At 72.2% G+C, this 19649-nt stretch carries 14 protein-coding genes and 1 riboswitch; of the genes, 7 read left to right on the top strand and 7 right to left on the bottom strand.

Annotated elements, in window-relative coordinates; translation table 11 throughout:
• Positions 1–114 precede the first annotated feature (114 nt).
• Positions 115–1407: an extracellular solute-binding protein gene (locus AB0R04_RS32070; RefSeq protein WP_363377155.1), complete on the bottom strand. Its 1293-nt coding sequence runs from the start codon at positions 1405–1407 to the stop codon at positions 115–117.
• A 337-nt stretch (positions 1408–1744) separates the two neighbouring features.
• Between AB0R04_RS32070 and AB0R04_RS32075 the strand changes: the two genes are divergently transcribed.
• The 4 genes from AB0R04_RS32075 to AB0R04_RS32090 all read left to right on the top strand — a co-directional run bounded on the left by AB0R04_RS32075 (position 1745) and on the right by AB0R04_RS32090 (position 5753).
• The gene (locus AB0R04_RS32075) at positions 1745–2536 is read left to right on the top strand and encodes a GntR family transcriptional regulator (protein ID WP_244293370.1); all 792 of its coding nucleotides are present in this window, start codon (positions 1745–1747) and stop codon (positions 2534–2536) included.
• A 396-nt stretch (positions 2537–2932) separates the two neighbouring features.
• A complete protein-coding gene (locus AB0R04_RS32080) occupies positions 2933–3199 on the top strand; it encodes a DUF3311 domain-containing protein (protein ID WP_363377156.1) in 267 nt (88 codons plus the stop codon).
• Positions 3196–4809, top strand: coding sequence for a monocarboxylate uptake permease MctP (mctP, locus tag AB0R04_RS32085; RefSeq protein ID WP_363377157.1), 1614 nt, complete (start codon positions 3196–3198; stop codon positions 4807–4809). The genes AB0R04_RS32080 and mctP overlap by 4 nt, the downstream gene beginning before the upstream one ends.
• Before the next feature lie 155 nt (positions 4810–4964).
• The gene (locus AB0R04_RS32090) at positions 4965–5753 is read left to right on the top strand and encodes a histidine phosphatase family protein (RefSeq protein WP_363377158.1); all 789 of its coding nucleotides are present in this window, start codon (positions 4965–4967) and stop codon (positions 5751–5753) included.
• Positions 5754–5796: 43 nt separating this feature from the next.
• Here the strand turns inward: AB0R04_RS32090 and AB0R04_RS32095 are convergent, their stop codons facing one another.
• On the bottom strand, positions 5797–6756 hold the full coding sequence (locus tag AB0R04_RS32095; RefSeq protein WP_363377159.1) for a helix-turn-helix domain-containing protein: 960 nt from the start codon (positions 6754–6756) through the stop codon (positions 5797–5799).
• Between the two features lie 408 nt (positions 6757–7164).
• Here AB0R04_RS32095 and AB0R04_RS32100 point away from each other — a divergent pair, with 408 nt between their 5' ends.
• Both AB0R04_RS32100 and AB0R04_RS32105 read left to right on the top strand, forming a co-directional pair.
• Positions 7165–7659, top strand: coding sequence for a GNAT family N-acetyltransferase (locus tag AB0R04_RS32100; protein WP_363377160.1), 495 nt, complete (start codon positions 7165–7167; stop codon positions 7657–7659).
• Positions 7660–7794: 135 nt separating this feature from the next.
• Complete coding sequence (locus AB0R04_RS32105) at positions 7795–9951, top strand: acyltransferase family protein (RefSeq protein ID WP_363377161.1); 2157 nt, start codon at positions 7795–7797, stop codon at positions 9949–9951.
• Between the two features lie 20 nt (positions 9952–9971).
• Here AB0R04_RS32105 and AB0R04_RS32110 read toward each other — a convergent pair whose 3' ends face one another.
• The 5 genes from AB0R04_RS32110 to AB0R04_RS32130 form a co-directional block, all read right to left on the bottom strand.
• Positions 9972–11168, bottom strand: coding sequence for a hypothetical protein (locus AB0R04_RS32110; RefSeq protein WP_363377162.1), 1197 nt, complete (start codon positions 11166–11168; stop codon positions 9972–9974).
• Positions 11169–11183: 15 nt separating this feature from the next.
• Entirely contained in the window at positions 11184–12635 is a 1452-nt protein-coding gene (locus AB0R04_RS32115) for a glycosyltransferase family 2 protein (RefSeq protein WP_363377163.1), read from the bottom strand.
• Positions 12636–12798: 163 nt separating this feature from the next.
• On the bottom strand, positions 12799–13701 hold the full coding sequence (locus tag AB0R04_RS32120; protein WP_363377164.1) for a hypothetical protein: 903 nt from the start codon (positions 13699–13701) through the stop codon (positions 12799–12801).
• 182 nt (positions 13702–13883) lie between these two features.
• Positions 13884–15338 carry a glycosyl hydrolase gene (locus tag AB0R04_RS32125; protein WP_363377165.1) on the bottom strand — a complete coding sequence of 485 codons (1455 nt, stop codon included), beginning with the start codon at positions 15336–15338 and terminating at the stop codon, positions 13884–13886.
• A 140-nt stretch (positions 15339–15478) separates the two neighbouring features.
• Positions 15479–16447 (bottom strand): hypothetical protein, encoded by a 969-nt coding sequence (locus AB0R04_RS32130; protein WP_363377166.1) that lies wholly within the window; start codon positions 16445–16447, stop codon positions 15479–15481.
• Between the two features lie 443 nt (positions 16448–16890).
• Positions 16891–17033: riboswitch (cobalamin riboswitch) on the top strand.
• 191 nt (positions 17034–17224) lie between these two features.
• Here AB0R04_RS32130 and AB0R04_RS32135 point away from each other — a divergent pair.
• Positions 17225–19648 (top strand): ribonucleoside-diphosphate reductase subunit alpha, encoded by a 2424-nt coding sequence (locus AB0R04_RS32135; RefSeq protein ID WP_363377188.1) that lies wholly within the window; start codon positions 17225–17227, stop codon positions 19646–19648.
• Position 19649: the final 1 nt, after the last annotated feature.

Genomic DNA, 19649 nt, shown 5'->3' on the forward strand with positions numbered 1-19649 from the left:
GCGGCTTGCCGCGATCCGGGAGAATGGGGTCATGACTGCCCAGATTCTCGATGGCAAGGCCACCGCCGCCGCGATCAAGTCCGAACTCGCCGCCCTCCCCACGCCGCTCGGTGCCTACTGCTTCTGGTTGAGCCGCTTCGCGATCTCGTCGTCGTACTTCTTCGCGGTGGCCGCGTAGTCGCCGCCCTGGAGGGCCGCGGTCAGGAACTCCTTGATCGGGTTCGGCTTGTCCTCGACGCTCGCCCAGTTCGGGGTGATCGGGGTGACCGCGCCGACCGCCGAGGCGGACTGGGCGGCCTTCGCGAAGTCGCCGGTGAGCTGGCTGTTCAGCGCGGCCTTGTTCGGGATGTTGCCGGCGGCGGCGACCGCACCCTCGTTCTTGTCGTTGAGGGCGATCTTCAGGAAGTCCTTGGCCATGTCGGTGTTCTTGCTCTGCGCACCGATCGCCAGGTTCGAGCCGCCGAGGAAGACGCCGGAGGGCTTGTCAGCGGTCTTGCCCGGGAGCGGGAAGAAGCCGATCTTGTCCTTCGCCATGTCCTTCTCCGCCGGGAGCTCCCAGCCGAGGGCGATCATGGTGCCGACGTTGCCCTTGCCGAAGACGTCCTTCTGCTGCGGGGTGGCCTCGTCCTTGTCCTTCGGACCGGTGGCCGAGTAGCCCTGCAGCTTCTTGTAGGTCTCGAAGGCCTTCTGCGCCTCGGGCGAGGACAGGCCGCCGACCCACTTGTCGCCGTCCTTCTTGGCGATCTTGCCGCCCTCACCGGCGAGCAGACCGAAGTAGGTGTACCACTCCTGACCCGGCAGGTAGATCGGGTCGACGACGCCCTCGGTGGCCTTCAGCTTGTCCAGGTCGGCGTAGAACTCGTCCAGGGTCTTCGGCGCGTCGGTCAGCTGGGCCTTGGCCCAGAGATCCTTGTTGTAGGCGACGACGCGGTTGGAGACCCACCACGGGGCGGCGAACTGCTTGCCGTCCAGCTGGGCGGCCTCGTTCTGGTTGGCGTTCCAACCGTCGCCGCCCAGGGCCGACTTGTCCTTGGTGATGTCGAGCAGGCCGCCCGAGGCGGCGTAGCCGGAGGTCTGGGTGTTGCCGAGCTCGACGACGTCGACCGAGCCCTCGGACAGCGCGGCGGTCACCTTCTGACCGATGCCGTCCCACTCCTGGATCTGGAAGTCGACCTTGGAGCCCGGGTAGGCGGTCTCGAACTCGCTCTTGACCGCGTCGGTCCAGCCCTTCGGGGCGGAGCCGGTCATCAGCCACACCTTCAGCGTCTTGCCGCTGTAGTTCTTGGCGCCCGTCGCGGACGACGAGTTCGAACCGGCGTTGTCCTTGCTCTTGCCGTCCGAGCCACAGGCCGCCAGGCCGACGACCATTGCTGCGACGCCGACCGCCGCGATGAGCTGACGCTTCACGCCATCCTCCTGAGGGATGCCTGGGTTACCCCCGTCGGGCGGCAGCGGCAGACCCACGTAAAGCGGGGGGAAAGGTGCCGCGGACCCCTTCGAGCGGGTGGGGGGATTCATAGTGTCCGGCCTAGTGGTGTAGACCAGATGCCTGGAGCTTGGCCTAGACCAATGGGCCTGTCAACGGCTGTTCGACCGATCCGGACCACCCGTTATCAAGCCGACACCGCACATCGTTCATCGCGTGATGAGGTATTCGTTCCGTAGCCATACATGCAACGATGTCACCCGTTAACTATGTGGCGGGGCCCGTAAAGGCCCCGCGAGAAGCGGGAGAACAGGTCCGATGAGCAGCGACGGGGGAACCACCGCCCAGGTCAACGACCCCGAGGTGAAAAACCTCCCGACGCAGGCCGGCGCCGACCCGACCGCGCGCGTCCCCAAGTACTACGGTCTCAAGCGCCACCTGCTCCAGCTGACCGAGACCCAGCCCGCCGGCACCCCGGTCCCGCCCGAGCGCGCGCTGGCCGCCCAGTTCGACACCTCCCGCACCACCGTGCGCCAGGCGCTGCAGGAACTGGTCGTCGAGGGCCGGCTGGAGCGCATCCAGGGCAAGGGCACCTTCGTCGCCAAGCCCAAGGTCGCCCAGGCCCTCCAGCTCACCTCCTACACCGAGGACATGCGGGCCCAGGGCCTGGAGCCCGCCTCGCGGCTGATCGAGATCGGCTACATCACCGCCGACGACCGGCTCGCCCCGCTGCTCGACATCAAGCCCGGCGGCCGGGTGCTGCGGATCGAGCGCCTGCGGCTGGCCAACGGCGACCCGATGGCCATCGAGGTCGCCCACCTGTCCGCCAAGCGCTTCCCCGCACTGCGGCGCAACCTCGCCAAGCACAACTCGCTGTACGCGGCGCTGCGCGAGGTGTACGGGGTCACCGTGGCCGAGGCCGAGGAGACCATCGAGACCACCCTCGCCAACCCGCGCGAGGCCGGCCTGCTCGGCTCCGACCTCGGGCTGCCGATGCTCCAGCTCTCCCGGCACTCCTTCGACGCCGACGGCGACCCGGTGGAGTGGGTCCGCTCGATCTACCGCGGCGACCGCTACAAGTTCATCACCCGGCTCAAGCGCCCGGAGTAATCCGGGCGGAGCAGTTCGGACGAGGCAGTTCGGGCGAGGCAGTTCGGGGCGGAGTAGTTCAGGGCGGAGTAGTTCAGGGCGGAGCACTCCCCCCGCGTACCACGGGCACCGGCGCGCGCGACCCGCGCGCGCCGGTGCCCGTTCGCGTCACGGGAGGGACAGTACCGGTCGAATACGACCGGTAGCCGTCCGGATGGCGGGAAGTTGCGCCGACCCCGGTGACATGGATCACTCCATGCCCTAGATTGCGCAGCCGTACTGACTGTCGATCACCGATGGTGCTGCTCGGCGGGTTCGCGGGGGCGTGCGGTGCCCCGCGGGCTGCGGCGCCGACGGGGAGAACCCTCCGGAGCGGAGCCGAAGATGCCGTCTGATCCCGATACCGTCGAACCTGTCATGCCCGAGCCACCCGGGGACCAGGTGCCCGCGGTGACCCCCGAACGGGTGCTGGCCGGGCTCGCCCTGCTCGTACCGATCGTCGCGATGCTGTGGGTGTCCTCGTACGACAAGACCGACCCGGGCGTCGGCGGGGTGCCGTTCTTCTACTGGTACCAGCTGCTCTGGGTGCCGGTGTCCGCGGTGTTCACCGTGGCCGCGTACCTGCTGATCAACCGGGACGAGAAGGCCCGCAAGGCGGCGCGGAAGGCCGGTGGCGCGCGATGAGCCACGTCAACGTCACGGCCCTCACCGTCTTCGTGCTGTTCTTCGCCCTGGTCACCGTGATGGGATTCCTCGCCTCCCGCTGGCGCCGCGCGGACGACGCGGCGCACCTGGACGAGTGGGGCCTGGGCGGCCGCAGCTTCGGGACCTGGGTCACCTGGTTCCTGCTCGGCGGCGACCTCTACACCGCGTACACCTTCGTCGCCGTCCCGGCGGCGGTCTACGCGACCGGTGCGGCGGGCTTCTTCGCGGTGCCGTACACGATCGTCGCCTACCCGCTGGTCTTCCTCTTCCTGCCCCGGCTCTGGTCGGTCTCCCGGGTGCACGGGTACGTCACCCCGGCCGACTTCGTCCGCGGGCGGTACGGCTCGCGGCCGCTCTCCCTGGTCGTCGCGCTGACCGGGATCCTGGCCACCATGCCGTACATCGCGCTCCAACTCGTCGGCATCCAGGCGGTGCTGGACGTGCTGGGCGTCGGCGGCGGCGAGAACGCCAACTGGTTCGTCAAGGACCTGCCGCTGTTCCTCGCCTTCGGCGTGCTGGCCGCGTACACCTACTCCTCCGGGCTGCGCGCCCCGGCGCTGATCGCCTTCGTCAAGGACGCCCTGATCTACATCGTGATCATCGTCGCGGTGATCTACATCCCCATCCGGCTCGGCGGCTACGGGCACATCTTCGACGCGGCCGCGCACAAGTTCAGCGCCCCCAAGTCCGCCGGCTCGCTGACCCTCCCGGGCGACAAGCAGTGGACGTACGCGACGCTGGCGCTGGGCTCGGCGATGGCGCTGTTCATGTACCCGCACTCGGTGACCGGCGTGCTGGCCTCCAAGTCCCGCGGCACGGTGCGCCGCAACATGGCGCTCATGCCCGCGTACTCGCTGATGCTGGGCCTGCTGGCGCTGCTCGGCTTCATGGCCATCGCGGCGGGCGTCGGCAAGGGCGACAAGAAGTTCAACGCCCAGCTGTCCGTGCCGCAGCTGTTCGCCGACATGTTCCCGGACTGGTTCACCGGCGTGGCCTTCGCGGCGATCGGGATCGGCGCGCTGGTGCCGGCCGCCATCATGTCGATCGCGGCGGCCAACCTGTTCACCCGCAACGTCTACAAGGAGTGGCTGAAGCCCGCCGCCACCCCGGCGGACGAGACCCGGATCGCCAAGCTGGTCTCGCTGCTGGTGAAGGTCGGCGCGCTGGTCTTCGTGCTCGGCATGGACAAGCAGGCCGCGATCAACCTCCAGCTGCTCGGCGGCCTGTGGATCCTGCAGACCTTCGTGGCGATCGTCGGCGGCCTGTTCACCCGCTGGTTCCACCACTGGGCACTGTTCGCCGGCTGGGCGGCCGGCATGGCCTACGGCACCTGGAAGGCCTACGGCATCGCGAGCCCCGCCACCAAGCACTTCGGCGGCAACGCGGCCGCGATCCCCGGCATCGGCGAGATCGGCTACATCGGCCTGACCGCCTTCGCGCTCAACCTGATCGTCGCGGTGGCGCTCACCCTGGTGCTGCGCGCCGTCAAGGCGCCCGAGGGCCCGGACGAGACCAGGCCCGCCGACTACAGCGCCGAGGCCGGCGACGAGGAGCCGAAGAACGCGCCGGAGCCCGTAGCGGCGCACTGATTCGCGCCGCACGCGCCCTGTGATCGCGCCGCCCTCTCCGTGAACACTGGAGAAGGCGGCGCGATCATATGTATGAACAGCCGCCTTCGCAGGGCACCACCAGACCGGACCGGCGACCGGCCGGCAACTGATCGACCCACGGGGAGCACGCGGCCATGGCAGAACTCGGCACCACCCTCAACGGCCAGCACCAGTCCACCCAGAGCCCGCACCACCTCACCACCCACCGCCCGGCGTCGGCCACCCGGCTGCCGTCCCTGCTGATCGCCACCCGGCACGGCGAGTCCACCGCCAACGTCGAGTTCCAGCTGGCCGAGGCCGCCGGCGCGCTCAGCGTCCCGATCAGCTGCCGGGACGCCGACATCCCGCTGTCGCTGCACGGCCAGCAGCAGGCCCAGGCACTCGGCCGCTGGTGGGCCGCCCTGCCCAGCGCCGACCGCCCGCGCAGCGTCTGGTGCTCGCCGTACGTGCGCACCACCGAGACCGCCCGGATCGCGCTCGCCCAGGCCGCCGGGCTCGGCGCCGTCCCGGTCACCCTCACCGTGCGCCACGACGAGCGGCTGCGCGACCGCGAGCTGGGCGTCCTGGAGATGCTCACCCGGGCCGCGATCGAGGCCAAGCACCCGGAGGAGTCCGCCCGGCGGCGCAAGATGGGCGAGCTGTACTACCGGCCGCCCGGCGGCGAGTCCTGGGCCGACGTCGCGCTGCGGGTGCGCAGCCTGCTGCGGGACCTCTGCGAGGAGGAGGCCGGGCGGCCCGTCCTGCTGGTCGCGCACGACTGCACGGTGCTGATGCTGCGCTACGTACTGGAGCGGCTCACCGAGGAACGGCTTACCGCGCTCGCGCCCGTGCGCAACTGTTCCACCAGCCTGTGGCGCGCCCAGGACGGGCGGCTGCACCCGGACCGCTGGAACAGCGTCGACCACCTCGCGCTGGAGAACTGACCGCCGGTCACGAGCCCTCGCCCGGTCGCGCCTCCTCCTCCGGTCACGCCTCGTCGTCCGGGCCGGCGAAGCAGCGCCGGTAGGCCAGCGGCGTGGTCCCCAGCCGGCGCCCGAAGTGGTGCCGCAGCGCGGCCGCGTTGCCGAAGCCGCAGCGGGCGGCGATCGCGTCCACCGGTTCGGCCGTGGACTCCAGCAGCCGCTGGGCGAGCAGCACCCGCTGCCCGGTCAGCCAGCGGTGCGGCGTGGTGCCGGTCTCCTGCTGGAAGCGGCGGGCGAAGGTGCGCGGGGACATGTGGACCCTGGCGGCCAACTGCTCGACGGTGCAGTCCCGGTCCAGGTGGTGGCGCATCCAGTCGAGCAGCGGCGCCAGCGAGTCGCCGTCGCCGCCGGGCAGCGGGCGGCTCACGAACTGGGCCTGCCCGCCCTCCCGGTGCGGCGCCACCACCATCCGGCGGGCGATCCCCCGGGCCACCTCGGCGCCCTGCGCCTTGCGCACCAGGTGCAGGCAGGCGTCGATGCCGGCGGCCGTCCCGGCCGAGGTGATCACCGGGTCGTCGTCCACGTACAGCACGTCCGGCTCGACGGCGGTCCGCGGGAAGCGCCGGGCCAGGTCCTCGCTGTGCCGCCAGTGGGTGGTGGAGCGGCGGTCGTCCAGCAGCCCGGCGGCGCCGAGCACGAAGGCGCCGCTGCAGATGGACAGCACCCTGCCGCCGTCCGCCACCACCGAGCGCAGCCCCGCCAGCAGCGGCTCCGGGTACTCCGGGCGGATCGTCGTCGCGGTGACCACCACCAGGTCGGCCCCGGCCAGCCGCTCGGGGCCGTGCGGGACGTCCACCGCGAACCCGGCGTGCGTCGTGTGCGGCCCGGGGCGGGCGCCGGCGATCGCGAAGTCGTACCCGGGCAGGCCGTCGGCCGTGCGGTCGAGGCCGAAGACCTCGCAGGCGACACCGAGCTCGAAGGGGTGGATCTCCTCCAGCACCACCGCGACCACGTTCTTCAGCATGCCGCCCAGGATGCCCCGGCCAGCACCGACGACGGAAGGGCCGGGGCAGGCCCGGGTGGCAGTTTTTCGATGAGATCAGTCATTCCTGCCACTCGTGGCCGCCGCCCCACCCGACCAGAGTGGAGCCATGGACACCGGCACTCTCGCAAGCGCAATCGCCCTGGTCGGGGCCGTCGGCGGTTTCGGCCTGCTCGGCACCCTGATCGGCCGGGAGGTCGCCCGCGGCGCCGCCACCGGCCGCGACAACTGGCACCGCCCGGGCGGCTACCCGGCCGGCCCGGAACGCCTGGACCGGCTGTACGGCACCATGCCCGCCGCCTCGCTGCGCCCCTCCGCCGACCCGGCCACCCTCCCGGTCCGGGCCACCCCGGAGATCATCACCCCGGACGGCTCCGGCACACTGACGGGATGGACATCCTCATCCGCCAGGCCCTTCCGGAGGACCTCGACGACGCCGGCCGCATCACCGTCGAGGCCTTCGTCGGCGACGGCCACACCTCGCCCGAGAGCAGCTACGTCGAGCTCCTGCGCGACGCCGCCCGCCGGGCCCGGGAGGCCGAGCTCCTGGTCGCGGTCGACCAGTCCGAAGGACGGGTCCTCGGCTGCGTGACCTACGCCGTCGGCGGCACCGAGTGGGCCGACATCGCCGGCCCCCGCGAGGGCGAGATCCGGATGCTCGCCACCGCCGCGGCCGCCCGCGGCCGGGGCGTCGGCGAGGCCCTGGTCCGCGCCACCATCGCCCGCAGCCGCGAACTCGGCCTGGACGGCATGGCGTTCTCCACCCGCCCGCAGATGACCGCCGCCCACCGCGTCTACGAGCGGACCGGCTTCCGCCGCACCCCCGAGCGCGACTGGTCCCCGTACCCGGGCATGGACCTGATGGTCTACAGCCTGGCGTTCTGAGCCCGGCCGGGGCGTCGTCGGCCCTACCCCTCCCCGGTGACCGACAGACGATCAACGGACGTCTTTTGATATAAACCACAGATCACGTCTGATGCCACGTCGCGGCAGCCGACCGATCCCGGGGGGACGCACCACATGGACGACGGGCCCGGCCTCGGCACGCCCGCGAGCAGCCCCACGCTCCAGGACATGCGCACGTCCCGGGGCATCGAGCCCCCGGCCACCAGCCGCTACGCGATCCCCGCACCGGCGCCCCGGCCGCGCGGGCCGCTGCCGCCCTCCGTCCGCTTCCCGGCGGTCGACGGGCTGCGCGGCCTCGCCATCGCCTCCGTCCTGCTCTACCACACCAACTGGTTCCAGAACGGCCTGTTCGGCGTGGACGTCTTCTTCGTCCTCTCCGGCTTCCTGGTGACCCTGGTGCTGATCCGTGAACTGGACCGCACCGACGGCATCCGGCTCGGCGTCTTCTACCGCCGCCGGGCCAAGCGGCTGCTGCCCGGACTGCTCGCCACCGTCCTCCTCGTCGTCGCGCTGTCCGCACTGGTCAGCCCGCTACGGGACGTCAAGGACCTCCGCCCGCAGGCGCTCGCCGCGCTCGGCCAGGTCGCCAACTGGGCCCAACTGGCCCGCGGCGACGCCTACTGGCAGCACTTCGCCTCCATCGACCCGCTCGCGGCCATGTGGTCGCTCAGCATCACCGAGCAGTTCTACGCGCTCTGGCCGCTGCTGCTGCTCGCGGTCTTCGGCCTCTGCCGCCGCTCGCTGCGCGCGACCGGCGTCGTCACCGCCGGGCTGTTCGTCGTCGCCGCGCTCGTCGCCCCGCTGATGTGGAACGGCGACAACAGCGACCGCCTCTACCTCGGCACCGAGACCCGCGCGGTCGGCTTCGCGGCCGGTGCCACCGCCGCCTTCGCGGTCTACCTGCGGCTGCGCCGCCAGGTCCGCGCGGCGGCCCCCGACGACGACGGCGCCACCCGCTCCCGGCGGCGCCTGCTCGACCGCTCCGCAGCCGCCGGCACCCTGGCGCCCGCCCTGCTCGGGACCGCGGCCCTCGGCGGCCTGGTCTGGGCCAGCCTGTCCGTCAGCGGCTACCACCAGCCGCTGCTCTACCAGGGCGGGCTGGCCGTGGTCGCGGCGCTGGCCGCCGTCCTGGTCGCCTCGCTCTGCCACGACCGGGGCCCGCTGGTCCGGCTGCTGTCGCTGCCCCCGCTGCGGCTCACCGGCACCATCTCCTACAGCCTCTACCTGCTCCACCTGCCGGTGTACTGGCTGCTCCAGCACTACGTCGACGACATCTCGCCGCAACTGCTGCTCGCCATCGGCGCACCGCTCTCCTGGGTGCTGGCCTGGCTGATGCACACCGGCACCGAGAAGCTGCGGGTGCTGCGCTGGCGGGCCTTCCCGGCCGTCCCGCTGCTGGCCGTCGCCACGGCGGTGGCCACCACCGGCGCCTGGTACCTGCCCACCTGGGTCCAGTACGACATGCGGTCCGGGCCGAGCGGCAAGCCCGCGGTCCTCGTCCTCGGCGACTCCTTCGCCCAGGACCTCGCCACCGGCCTCTACCGGCACGGCGACCGCTACCGGGTGGTCGACGGCGGGATCAGCGGCTGCGGCGTGTTCGACCCGGACAAGGTGCGCACCACCTCCGGCGAGGAGTTCGACACCAGCCGGGAGTGCCGCGACCGGGCGGCCGCGTGGGACCGGCAGCTCGCCGGCTCCGCCCCGCAGGCCGTCGTGATCCACCTCGGCTGGGACGCCGCCGAGCAGTACCTCGACGGCAGCTGGCTCAGCCCCTGCGAGGAGGACTACAAGAGCCGCTACACCGCCCAGCTCACCCAGGCCGTGGACCAGGTCCGTCGCCGCGCGCCCGGCGCCCGGGTGCTGCTGATGAACGAACGGGTCGAGAACGGCGCCATCAACAAGGGCTGGGGCACCTGCTACGACCAGCAGGTCGCCGCCTACGTGAAGGCCACCGCCGGCGCCGTCCGGCTGGTCGACCTCAACACCTTCTTCTGCCCGTACGAGACCTGCGCGTGGAAGGACCGCGACGGCCACTGGGTCACCCCCGCCAACGACGGGGTGCACCTCACTCCGGCCGGCATGCGGTTCGTGACGCCGTGGCTGGAGCAGCAGATCGCGGACGGAATGACCGGACCGCCGTCGGGGCCGCCCCCGGCCGCCCCGACGCCGACCTCGACACCGACCCCGACGGCCGCGCCGACCCCTGCGCCGACGACCACCAAGCCGACGGGCCAACCGAGTTCGGCCAAGCCCAGCCGGCCCACTCCCTAGCCCACTCCCTAGCCCGGCGCCTAGGACGGCGGCAGTTCGTAGGTCTGCGCGAAGCAGTCGCGGATCGCCTGCTCGGAGGCCGGGCGCCCGGCGTAGTCCATCCGCGGGGTGTCCTTGTTGGTCGGCAGGTTCGGGTCGATGCCGAAGTACAGCGACCAGAAGTACAGCCCGCGCAGCTTGCGTTCCTGCGCCACCTGGCAGACCGCGGTGAACCAGGTCGCCTGGACTGCCTCGTTCAGCTCGGTCTTCTTGTAGTACTCGCCGGGCGTCTTGTAGGCGCCCTTCTGCGCCGGGATGCCCACCTCGGTGAGCTTGGTGGTCGGCTGCGGACCGCTGCCGCGCTTGTCGAGCCAGGCGTTCCAGCTGGCCTTCAGGTCGGCGACCGGGGCGTCGTCACCGGCCGACTTGGCCGGCGGGTAGGCGTCCACGCCCGTGCCGTCCGCCGGGACCGCTATCGGCCCCTTGGACCAGTTGTCGAAGTTCGCGTCGTACACCAGCTCGCCGTGGAAGGTCTTCCGCGCCTGGTCGATGAGACCGGGCCACCGCGGGTCGCCCTCCAGCGAGTTGAACTCGGTGCCGATGGTGACCTCGGCCGCGGAGTGCTCCTGGGCGGTCTTCAGGTAGGGCGTCAGGAAGGCGGCGTAGCTGGCGAACCAGGCGTCCCGGTCGGTCGGCGCGATGTTGCCGCGCCACTTGAGGGTGTTGAGGTAGTCGAAGACGTCCTCGTCCATGATCGGACGGATGGTGGTGCGCAGGCCCGCCCGGTGGGCGGCGTCCAGCAGCAGGGCCAGCCGCTCCGGGGTGGGGGTGGTCGGCCGGGCGGCGACGGCGTTCGACCTGGTGCCCGTCGTGTAGTACGGGAAGGTCACCGACAGGGAGTTGGCGTTCAGCCCGACCACGTACTTGACGATGCGGTCGACCTTGCCCTGGACGAAGTTGTCCGGGTCCGCCGGATCGTCCAGCCAGTACACCTGAACGCCCCACTCGGGGCTGCCCTCGGCCCACGGGCGGGCCACCTTGGGGCCGGTGTCCTCGGCCGGCGGCGCGTCCTTGCCGAAGCCCCAGACCCGGCCCTGCTCGGTCTCGGAGCCGGCCCAGTGCACGGCGGTCGGGCGCTGGTGGACGAACTTGAGCGGGTGGTCCCCCCAGACCACCGGGACGCCGACGGTGATGGCGACCACCACGGTCGGCAGGATGAAGATGACGGGGCGCTTCACAGCGGTGACCTCCGATCAGGCCGGCTTGGCGATGACGACGAACTTGTTCTCCTCGCCCTTGAGGAACTTGACCAGCCCGCGCAGGCCGCCCCAGCCCTCCAGGAACGAGAACAGCGGGATGGCCGCCACCACGACGATCGGCTCCCACCACTTGCGCCGGTGGTTCGCCGAGGCGACGACGTTCAGGCGCAGGCCCTCCCAGTACATCCAGATGACGTAGGCGAAGTTGATCGACCAGACCAGCACCACGGACTGGGTGACCGGGGAGGTGTTCCAGGTCCCGGTGAACCAGGCGACCAGCAGCACCAGGCCGACGTGCTGGAGCGGGCCGAGCACCCAGCTGACCATGCCCATCCCGATGAACAGCCGGTACCGCAGCGGGATCGTCCTGTTGAAGCAGAGCGCGACCAGGCCCCAGGCCCAGCGCTCGCGCTGCTTGAGGAAGTCCTTGACCCCGGCCGGCGAAGCGCCGTAGCAGCGCCCGTTGAACCAGTCGCTGCGGCCCGGGTAGCGCTGGCAGAAGTTCAGCGCCATCTGGGCGTCCTCGACGATGGTCTTCGGGCCGAAGTCCCAGCCGATGGTGGCCTCCACCGAGGAGCGCATCAGGAGCAGTTCGCCGTGCACGCCGGCGATCGGGGTGCCGGTGCCGGTCATCGCGCGGAAGCGGGCGATGTCGTCGGCCGGGCGGATCGCGTCGGCGAGCCAGGTGAAGGTGGAGACGGCGTTCTCCCGCGGGTACGTCAGGATGCCCTGCGCCATGTGCTTGGCGTCGTCCCCAGCCCGGCGCTGCCGGTTGACGAACTGCGCGACGGCGGCGGCGGTGTCCGGGCCGACGCCGGTGTCGTCGTCCATGTGCAGCACCCAGACGTCGTCCTCGGCCTCGCCCTCCTCGATCCGCAGCTCGTGCGAGTAGTGGTTGGCGCGGGCCTTGAACTTGGTGCCGTTGGCCGTCTCGTAGGCCTTCGGCACGGTCACCACCCGGATCAGCGGGTTGCGGGCGGCCAGCCCGTCGATCTTCTCGGCGGCCGCGCAGCCCTCCTCGGTGAGGACGTCCACCCGCATCCACGGGAAGTAGGCCGGCAGGTGCTCGACGTACGAGAGCACCGAGCGCTCCAGCGCCGGATAGGTGTCGTGGCGGCCGATGGTCGGCACCAGCACGATCAGGAAGTCGTCCTCGACCGGTACGGCCGGCGTCATCCGGCTCACCTGGCGCAGCCGGCGGCGGACCATCAGCACGCCCTGGAAGCCGATCAGGACGCCGAACACCGGCATCCCCCACAGGATGGTGATCGTCCAGCCGAGCGGGGTGGGGTTGGGCACGTAGGCCCAGACCGAGAAGGCGAAGATGACCGTGAAGGAGAAGTAGAACGGGAGGACCCGGGGCTTCCACGACATCTGTCGCTCGGCGAGCCGGGCGGCCTCGCGGGACGTGGTGAGCACCGTCCGTGCGGGGGCTGTCGATGGCATGGCGAAAGTCGCTCCTCGTCTGCTGTCGGGCCGATCCCGTGCGGGAGCCGGGTCGTTCGTTGGCGGTCCGGGGTTGCGGAGGTCCAGGCCCGCGGAGGTTCAGGGCTGCGGAGGTTCAGGCCCGCGGAGGTTCAGGCCCGCGGAGGTTCAGGCCCGCGGAGGTTCAGGGCTGCGGCGGGCGGTCGGCCGGCGGACGGTCCGTCGGCGGGCGGTCGGCCGGGGGCGCGACCGGGCCGGGGGCGACCGGACCGGGCGTCACCGGCGGCGCGGCGGGCCACGGCTGCTGGGCGAGCGTCGACGGGTGCGGGGCCGGCTGGGTGGGCTGCTGCGCGTACGGCACCGGCTGCGACGGCTGGGCCGGCGCCGGCTGCGGCCAGGCCGCGGGCTGCGACTGCGGCGCCGGGGGCTGCTGCGGCCACGCGGGCTGCGGCTGCTGCTGGAACGGCGGCTGCGGTGGCCAGGCGGCCTGCGGCTGCGGCAGCGGCGGCTGCTGCTGTTGCTGCGGCCAGGCGGGCTGGTGCTGGAACGGCTGCTGCTGGAACGGCTGCGGGCCCGGGGCCGGCTCGGCCGGGATCGTCTGCAGCAGCGACCAGTGCAGCTGTCCGCCCGACGCCGCGGCGGCTTCCGGCGCCCCCCGCTCCCGCCACTTCAGCCGGGCCAGCAGCAGGATCAGCGCCGCGGTGACGACCACGCCGAGCGCGAAGGTCGCGAGCTTGAGCCCGCCCTCGGTGGTGCTGGTGAACCACTCCCGCTGCGGCTTGTCCAGGAGCGCGCCGGTCAGGCTGCGCACCCGGTTGTACCCCTCGACCAGTGCGACGCCGGCCGCCACCCCGAGCGCCCAGGTGCGCCCGCGCAGCAGCAGGATTCCCGAAACCAGGTAGATCAGGCCGTAGTTGAGGCTGCCGGTCTCGGCGTCCACCGAGGTGCCGCCGTAGTAGAAGATGCCTTTGACGTAGGTCGCGAACCCGACCTGGCCGAAGCAGTTGTACGCCGCCCAGCCGAGCAGCACCACGCCCCAGCCGACGGCGATGCCGCCGGCCGCGCGCATCGCACGTGCCTGTCCCATCCCGCACCCCCGCCCCGCCGGGCCCGTCCCGGCGTCAGCCCCTCGGCTTCGCCGCCACAGGATGCCACACGGCACAACGGACACGGTATTCTGGCCGTTCAACGGAATTCAGTGGTGTAGCGCACCTCGCGGCGACCGGCTCGGCGGACGTGCGGGGCGGCTCGACGAACGCGCGGGGCGGCTCAACGAACGTGCAGGCCACCCCAGTCGACGTTCGCGCCGAACGGGCCGGCGCCGCCGGTGAGCGCCAGCGGGCTGTGGTAGGTGGCGTTGACGTCCGCGCCGGAGTTGCGCGGCTGGTCCGGCGTCAGGTTGTCCGAGGTGAGCGACTGCCCCCACACCGTCCAGATCGTCCAGGGCGTGCGCCGCAGCGTGTCCGGCTGGCGGGAGTTGACCGGGACGGCGAAGGACTCGGCCAGGATCCGCGGCTTGCCGTAGGCGGCGAGCCCGTCGTAGTACCGCTTGGTCCACACCTCGCCGGTGCCGATCGGGCGCGCGGGGCTGCCGCTGTAGTCGTCCACCCCGACCACGTCGACGTACTGGGAGCCCGGGTAGTAGTCCCACGGGTCCGCGCCGGGGGCTCCGTCCCAGGACACCGGCGTCCAGACGAACAGCAGGTTGTGCAGGCCCCTGGTCTCCACCAGGTAGCGGTAGGTGATCCGCCACAGCGCCTGGTAGTCGGCCGGCTTCTGGCCCGACCACCAGAACCTGCGGGCACAGTCCTGCACGTTCATCTCGTGGTACGGGCGCAGCAGCACCGGCACGTCGTGGGCGGCCAGGTACTCCAGGTGGTCGGCCAGGTAGGACAGGTCGGTCATCAGCGCGCGGTACTCGGGGGTGTCGTGCGCACTGTCGACGACCCGGCCGAACCAGCCCTTGTCCTTGGCGGCCGGGGAGTTCGAACAGAGCACCTGCTCGAAGGACTTGACGTCCGAACCGGGGTAGGGCTGGTGGAAGGACATGCCGACGATCCCGGCCGGCCCCCCGCCGTTGTCGGGCAGTTCGGTGGTGGTGCCGTCGCAGTTGTGCTGGACGCCGGCCGTGCCGTAGCTGCCGTCGTCGGCGCGCGGGTGGCCGGACCAGACGGCGGAGAGCAGGTCGACGGCGTCGTCGGTGTACTGCCAGCCGGCCCGGCAGGTGGGCCACCGGCCGGCCGAGTAGGAGCGCGGGTCGCCGACGCCCCAGCCGGTCTGGCCGTAGCCGGGGCCGAGGTCGGTCTCGACGAAGCCGGGCAGCTTGCCGGTGAGGTCGGCGGCCTTCTTGTAGTAGTAGCCGACCTGCTTGGTGCCGCGGTAGTCGCCGTACTCGGGGTTGTTGCGCTCGTTGTGCGCCTCGACGTGCTGGCCGATCACCGTCCCGCCGCTCTGCCCGGTGCGGGCCTGCCCCTCCAGGTCGGCGAGCAGCTGCTGGACGGCCCGGGCGTTCGGCGAGGCCTGCGGGTCCCGGGCGAGCAGGTCCCGGCCGACCTCCGGCGGCAGGGTGCGGCCGGAGAAACCGACCGCCACCGGGACGCGGGCGGGCTGTTCGCCGTCGGCCCGGCCGTCGCGCTGCAACAGCGCCACGGCGCCCGCGGCCACCACGACCCCGGCCGCGGCCAGGACGGCGGGCTTGCCGCGCAGGGCTCTGGGCAGGGCCACGGACCGCTCCTCCGGTTGCTCGCCGGCACCGGCCCAGGCGGACACAACCGGAACACTCGTACGAATGACTGCCCCGAGAGCCTGCCACACTCCCCCGGCCCCGGCGAGCGAACCCGCCGGGGCCGGGGTGTCACGGCGGATCAGCCGGCCGCGGCGGCCCCCGGCGCACCCGGCGCGGCCGCGGATGCGGCCTTGGCGCGCTGGAGCAGCTGGCCCTTCACGTGCTCACCGAAACCGGCGGCCGCCGCGGTGGCGGCGGCGTCGGCGGTGTCGCCGCCCTTCGCCGAGCCCTCGACCGTGAAGTAGGCGTACCGGCCCAGGGTGTTGTGCGTGTTGGTGCAGCCCGGCGTGGCGCAGAAGGCCGGCGCGCCCGGCGCGACGGCGCCCTTGAGGTGGCCGGTGTAGCTCTTCATCGAGGTCTCGGCCTGGATCTTGTGGTCGAAGACCGCGACGCCGACGGTCACCGCGCTGTCGCCGGAGACGTAGGTCGCCCGGAGCACCTTCTGGCAGCCCTGGTCACCGAGGACCTTGCCGAGCCCGCCGGTCGTCGAGTTCCCGTCCCAGCAGGGCGAGTCCAGCGAGACGAAGGTCCGGTTCCAGGTGGCGCCGTTGACCGTCACCTGGAGCGCGGAGAACAGCGCCCCCGCGTCCTGCGGCGCCGGGTCGGTGGCGGCCTCCCAGATCGGCTTCGACGGGTCGTCCGGCGCGCCGCCCGGGGTGCCGGCGGCACTTGGCGCGGTGCTCTGGGCGGCACTCGGTGCGGCACTCTGCGCGACAGAGGACGGCCGGTTGGAGGCCGAGGCGGTCGGCCCGGCGGGCGGCTTGTCGCCGTCGCCCTTCGTCAGCAGCACCGTCCCTCCCGCGACCAGGCCGCCGACCAGGACGACCGCGACCGCCACGCCGAGGGCCCGCAGCCGGCGGCGGCGCTTGTCGTCCGCCGCGTTGCGGTCCGCCAGCGCCTGCCAGTTCGGCTCGGCGCGCTGCGGCGCCTGGGGCTGCGGGTACGGCTGGGGGTGCGCCTGGGGGTTCGGCTGCCACTGCGGCGGCAGCTGCTGGCCCGGCTGCGGCAGCGGAGGCTGCCCCGGCGGGCCGGGCTGCGGAGGCGGCACCGGAGGCCCGTACGAGGCCGGCGGCGGCCCGAAGCCCCCGCTCGGCGGCAACACCGGACCGGGCACCACCGGCGGCTGCTGACCGTACGCGTCCCCCGGCCCGGTGGGAGGCGTTCCCTGCGGACCCTGCCCGGGTGCGCCAGTTCCGTCGCTCACGCGCCCCCTCGCTTCGCTCGATGATCGCTTCGCGAAACGCGCCCCTCGGCGCTTCGCTCGCTCATGCGCCCAGATCGTAGGGCATGCCCCCGCCAGCCGGTCCGCCCGGTGACCGTTCCGTATCGAAACCAGGACGCCGGAGCCCGGAATCAGCGCGCCGGGAGCCCGGAACCAGGGCCCCGGGAGCCCGGATCCGAGGCGCCCCAAGGCCACGACCCGCCCCCTCCCAGCACCCCCGGTTATCGCTCCGACACACCGCGCCGTACTACATGTGGGGTCGCATCAGAGAGACACCACAAGATGTATGCTCAATCCTGCTGTCGATGCAGGGGAACCCGGTGCGAATCCGGGACTGCCCCGCAGCGGTGAGCGGGCGGCTCCAGCAGCCGCCCCGCGAGTCCGAGTACCTGCCGACGGTGTGCGCACGGGCCCTCCCGCAGAGGCCGCGCCAGCACGAGAACTACCTTCCGGGCCTCGCGGGCGGGCCGGGGACGCCACTGTCGCGCGACGCTTTCTGCGTACGTGCCGTGCTCCCCTGCCCCGAACGGCCCGGTACCCCCCGATCACCGCCGCCGATCGCCGCCAGGAGAGAGCGCCTTGACCACCGCTGCCTCAGCCACCCTGCCCGCCCAGGGCACCGGCCCCGCCCCCACCGACCCGACGGTCTCCGACCCCGGCGGCGCGCTCCTTCGGCTGCTCACCGACCGCAGCGTCGATCTCCCCCAGGTGGACCCCGGCCATGTCGCCGCCGCCGCGCTGCGCGGCCGCCACGCCGGCTCGGACTTCGCCGAGCTGCGCGGGCTGGCCGTGGACGCCGCCGCGTCGATGATCGCCGAGGACCCCCAGTACTCGAAGCTGGCCGCCCGGCTGCTCGCCCTGGAGATCGTCGACGAGGCGAACAGCCAGGGCTCGCGCTCCTTCGCCGCCTCGATCGCCGTCGGCCACGACGAGGGCCTGATCGGCGACACCACCGCCGCCTTCGTCGCCAAGCACGCCGCCACCCTGGACGCGCTGATCGACGTACACGGCGACGACCGCTTCGAGTACTTCGGCCTGCGCACCGTGCAGTCCCGCTACCTGCTGCGCCACCCGATCACCCGCAAGGTCATCGAGACCCCGCAGCACTTCCTGCTCCGCGTCGCCTGCGGCCTGGCGGTCGGCGACAGCGAGCAGTCCGTGCGCGAGGTCGCCGAGCTGTACGGCCTGATGAGCCGGCTGGAGTACCTGACCTCCTCGCCGACCCTGTTCAACTCCGGCACCCGGCACCCGCAGATGTCGAGCTGCTACCTGCTCGACTCCCCGCTGGACAACCTGGACTCGATCTACAACCGCTACGCGCAGATCGCCCGGCTGTCCAAGCACGCCGGCGGCATCGGCCTGTCCTACTCGCGCATCCGCTCGCGCGGCAGCCTGATCCGCGGCACCAACGGCAAGTCCAACGGCATCGTCCCGTTCCTGCGCACCCTCGACTCCTCGGTCGCCGCCGTCAACCAGGGCGGCCGCCGCAAGGGCGCGGCCTGCGTCTACCTGGAGACCTGGCACGCCGACATCGAGGAGTTCCTGGAGCTCCGCGACAACACCGGCGAAGAGGCGCGGCGCACCCACAACCTCAACCTGGCGCACTGGATCCCGGACGAGTTCATGCGCCGGGTCAACGCCAACGAGGACTGGTCGCTGTTCTCCCCCGCCGACGTGCCCGAGCTCGTCGACCTGTGGGGCTCCGACTTCGACGAGGCCTACCGCAAGGCCGAGCTGGCCGGCAAGGCCGTGCGCACCATCCCCGCGCAGACCCTGTACGCCCGGATGATGCGCACCCTGGCGCAGACCGGCAACGGCTGGATGACCTTCAAGGACGCCTCCAACCGCGCCGCCAACCAGACCGCGCTGCCCGGCCGCACGGTGCACTCCTCGAACCTGTGCACCGAGATCCTGGAGGTCACGGACGACTCCGAGACCGCCGTCTGCAACCTCGGCTCGGTCAACCTCGGCGCCCACGTCACCCCCGGAGCCTCCGTCGACGACCTGCTCGGCGCCATGGACTGGGAGCGCCTCGACGCCACCGTCCGCACCGCCGTGACGTTCCTCGACCGCGTGGTGGACATCAACTTCTACCCGACCACCGAGGCCGGCACCTCCAACTCCCGCTGGCGCCCGGTCGGCCTCGGCGTGATGGGCCTCCAGGACGTCTTCTTCAAGCTGCGGATCGACTTCGACTCCGCCGAGGCCGCGCGGCTGTCCACCCTCATCGCCGAGCGCATCATGCTCACCGCGTACGAGCGCTCCGCCGACCTGGCCGAGCAGCTGGGCCGCCACGAGGCCTACGGCGAGACCCGCGCCGCCCGCGGCGAACTGCACATCGACCACTTCCCGACGGCCGCCCCGCAGTGGGCCGACCGCTGGACCGCGCTGCGCGCCCGCATCGCCGAGACCGGCCTGCGCAACTCGCTGCTGCTGGCCATCGCGCCGACCGCGACCATCGCGTCCATCGCCGGCGTCTACGAGTGCATCGAGCCGCAGGTCTCCAACCTGTTCAAGCGCGAGACGCTCTCCGGCGAGTTCCTCCAGGTCAACCCGTACCTGGTGCGCGAGCTCAAGGAGCTCGGCGTCTGGGACCAGCAGACCCGCGACGCCCTGCGCGAGGCCAACGGCTCCGTCCAGGAGCTGGGCTGGCTGCCCGCCGAGGTCCGCTCGCTCTACCGCACCGCTTGGGAGCTGCCCCAGCGCGCGCTGATCGACCTGGCCGCGGCCCGCATGCCGTACCTCGACCAGAGCCAGTCGCTGAACCTGTTCATGGCGGCGCCGACCATCGGCAAGCTCAGCTCGATGTACGCCTACGCGTGGAAGGTCGGTCTCAAGACCACCTACTACCTGCGCTCGCGCCCGGCGACCCGGATCGCCCAGGCCGCCTCCGGTGCCGCCCGCGCCGCCGCGCCCGCGTCCGCGTCCGCGCCCGTGCCGGTGAACACCCCGACCCTCACCCCGGAGGAGGAGGCCGCGCTGGCCTGCTCCCTGGAGAACCCCGAGTCCTGCGAGGCCTGCCAGTGAG

This window comes from Kitasatospora sp. NPDC056731 (genome assembly GCF_040687675.1).
Taxonomy (GTDB): Bacteria; Actinomycetota; Actinomycetes; order Streptomycetales; family Streptomycetaceae; genus Kitasatospora.

What these genes read in the sequence shown, in the direction of transcription:
- AB0R04_RS32120 (WP_363377164.1), bottom strand. Translation starts at nt 13,701, where the DNA reads ATGGGACAGGCACGTGCGATGCGCGCGGCCGGCGGCATCGCCGTCGGC.
- AB0R04_RS32095 (WP_363377159.1), bottom strand. Translation starts at nt 6,756, where the DNA reads ATGCTGAAGAACGTGGTCGCGGTGGTGCTGGAGGAGATCCACCCCTTC.
- AB0R04_RS32115 (WP_363377163.1), bottom strand. Translation starts at nt 12,635, where the DNA reads ATGCCATCGACAGCCCCCGCACGGACGGTGCTCACCACGTCCCGCGAG.
- AB0R04_RS32075 (WP_244293370.1), top strand. Translation starts at nt 1,745, where the DNA reads ATGAGCAGCGACGGGGGAACCACCGCCCAGGTCAACGACCCCGAGGTG.
- AB0R04_RS32080 (WP_363377156.1), top strand. Translation starts at nt 2,933, where the DNA reads ATGCCCGAGCCACCCGGGGACCAGGTGCCCGCGGTGACCCCCGAACGG.
- AB0R04_RS32105 (WP_363377161.1), top strand. Translation starts at nt 7,795, where the DNA reads ATGGACGACGGGCCCGGCCTCGGCACGCCCGCGAGCAGCCCCACGCTC.
- AB0R04_RS32090 (WP_363377158.1), top strand. Translation starts at nt 4,965, where the DNA reads ATGGCAGAACTCGGCACCACCCTCAACGGCCAGCACCAGTCCACCCAG.
- AB0R04_RS32100 (WP_363377160.1), top strand. Translation starts at nt 7,165, where the DNA reads ATGGACATCCTCATCCGCCAGGCCCTTCCGGAGGACCTCGACGACGCC.
- mctP (WP_363377157.1), top strand. Translation starts at nt 3,196, where the DNA reads ATGAGCCACGTCAACGTCACGGCCCTCACCGTCTTCGTGCTGTTCTTC.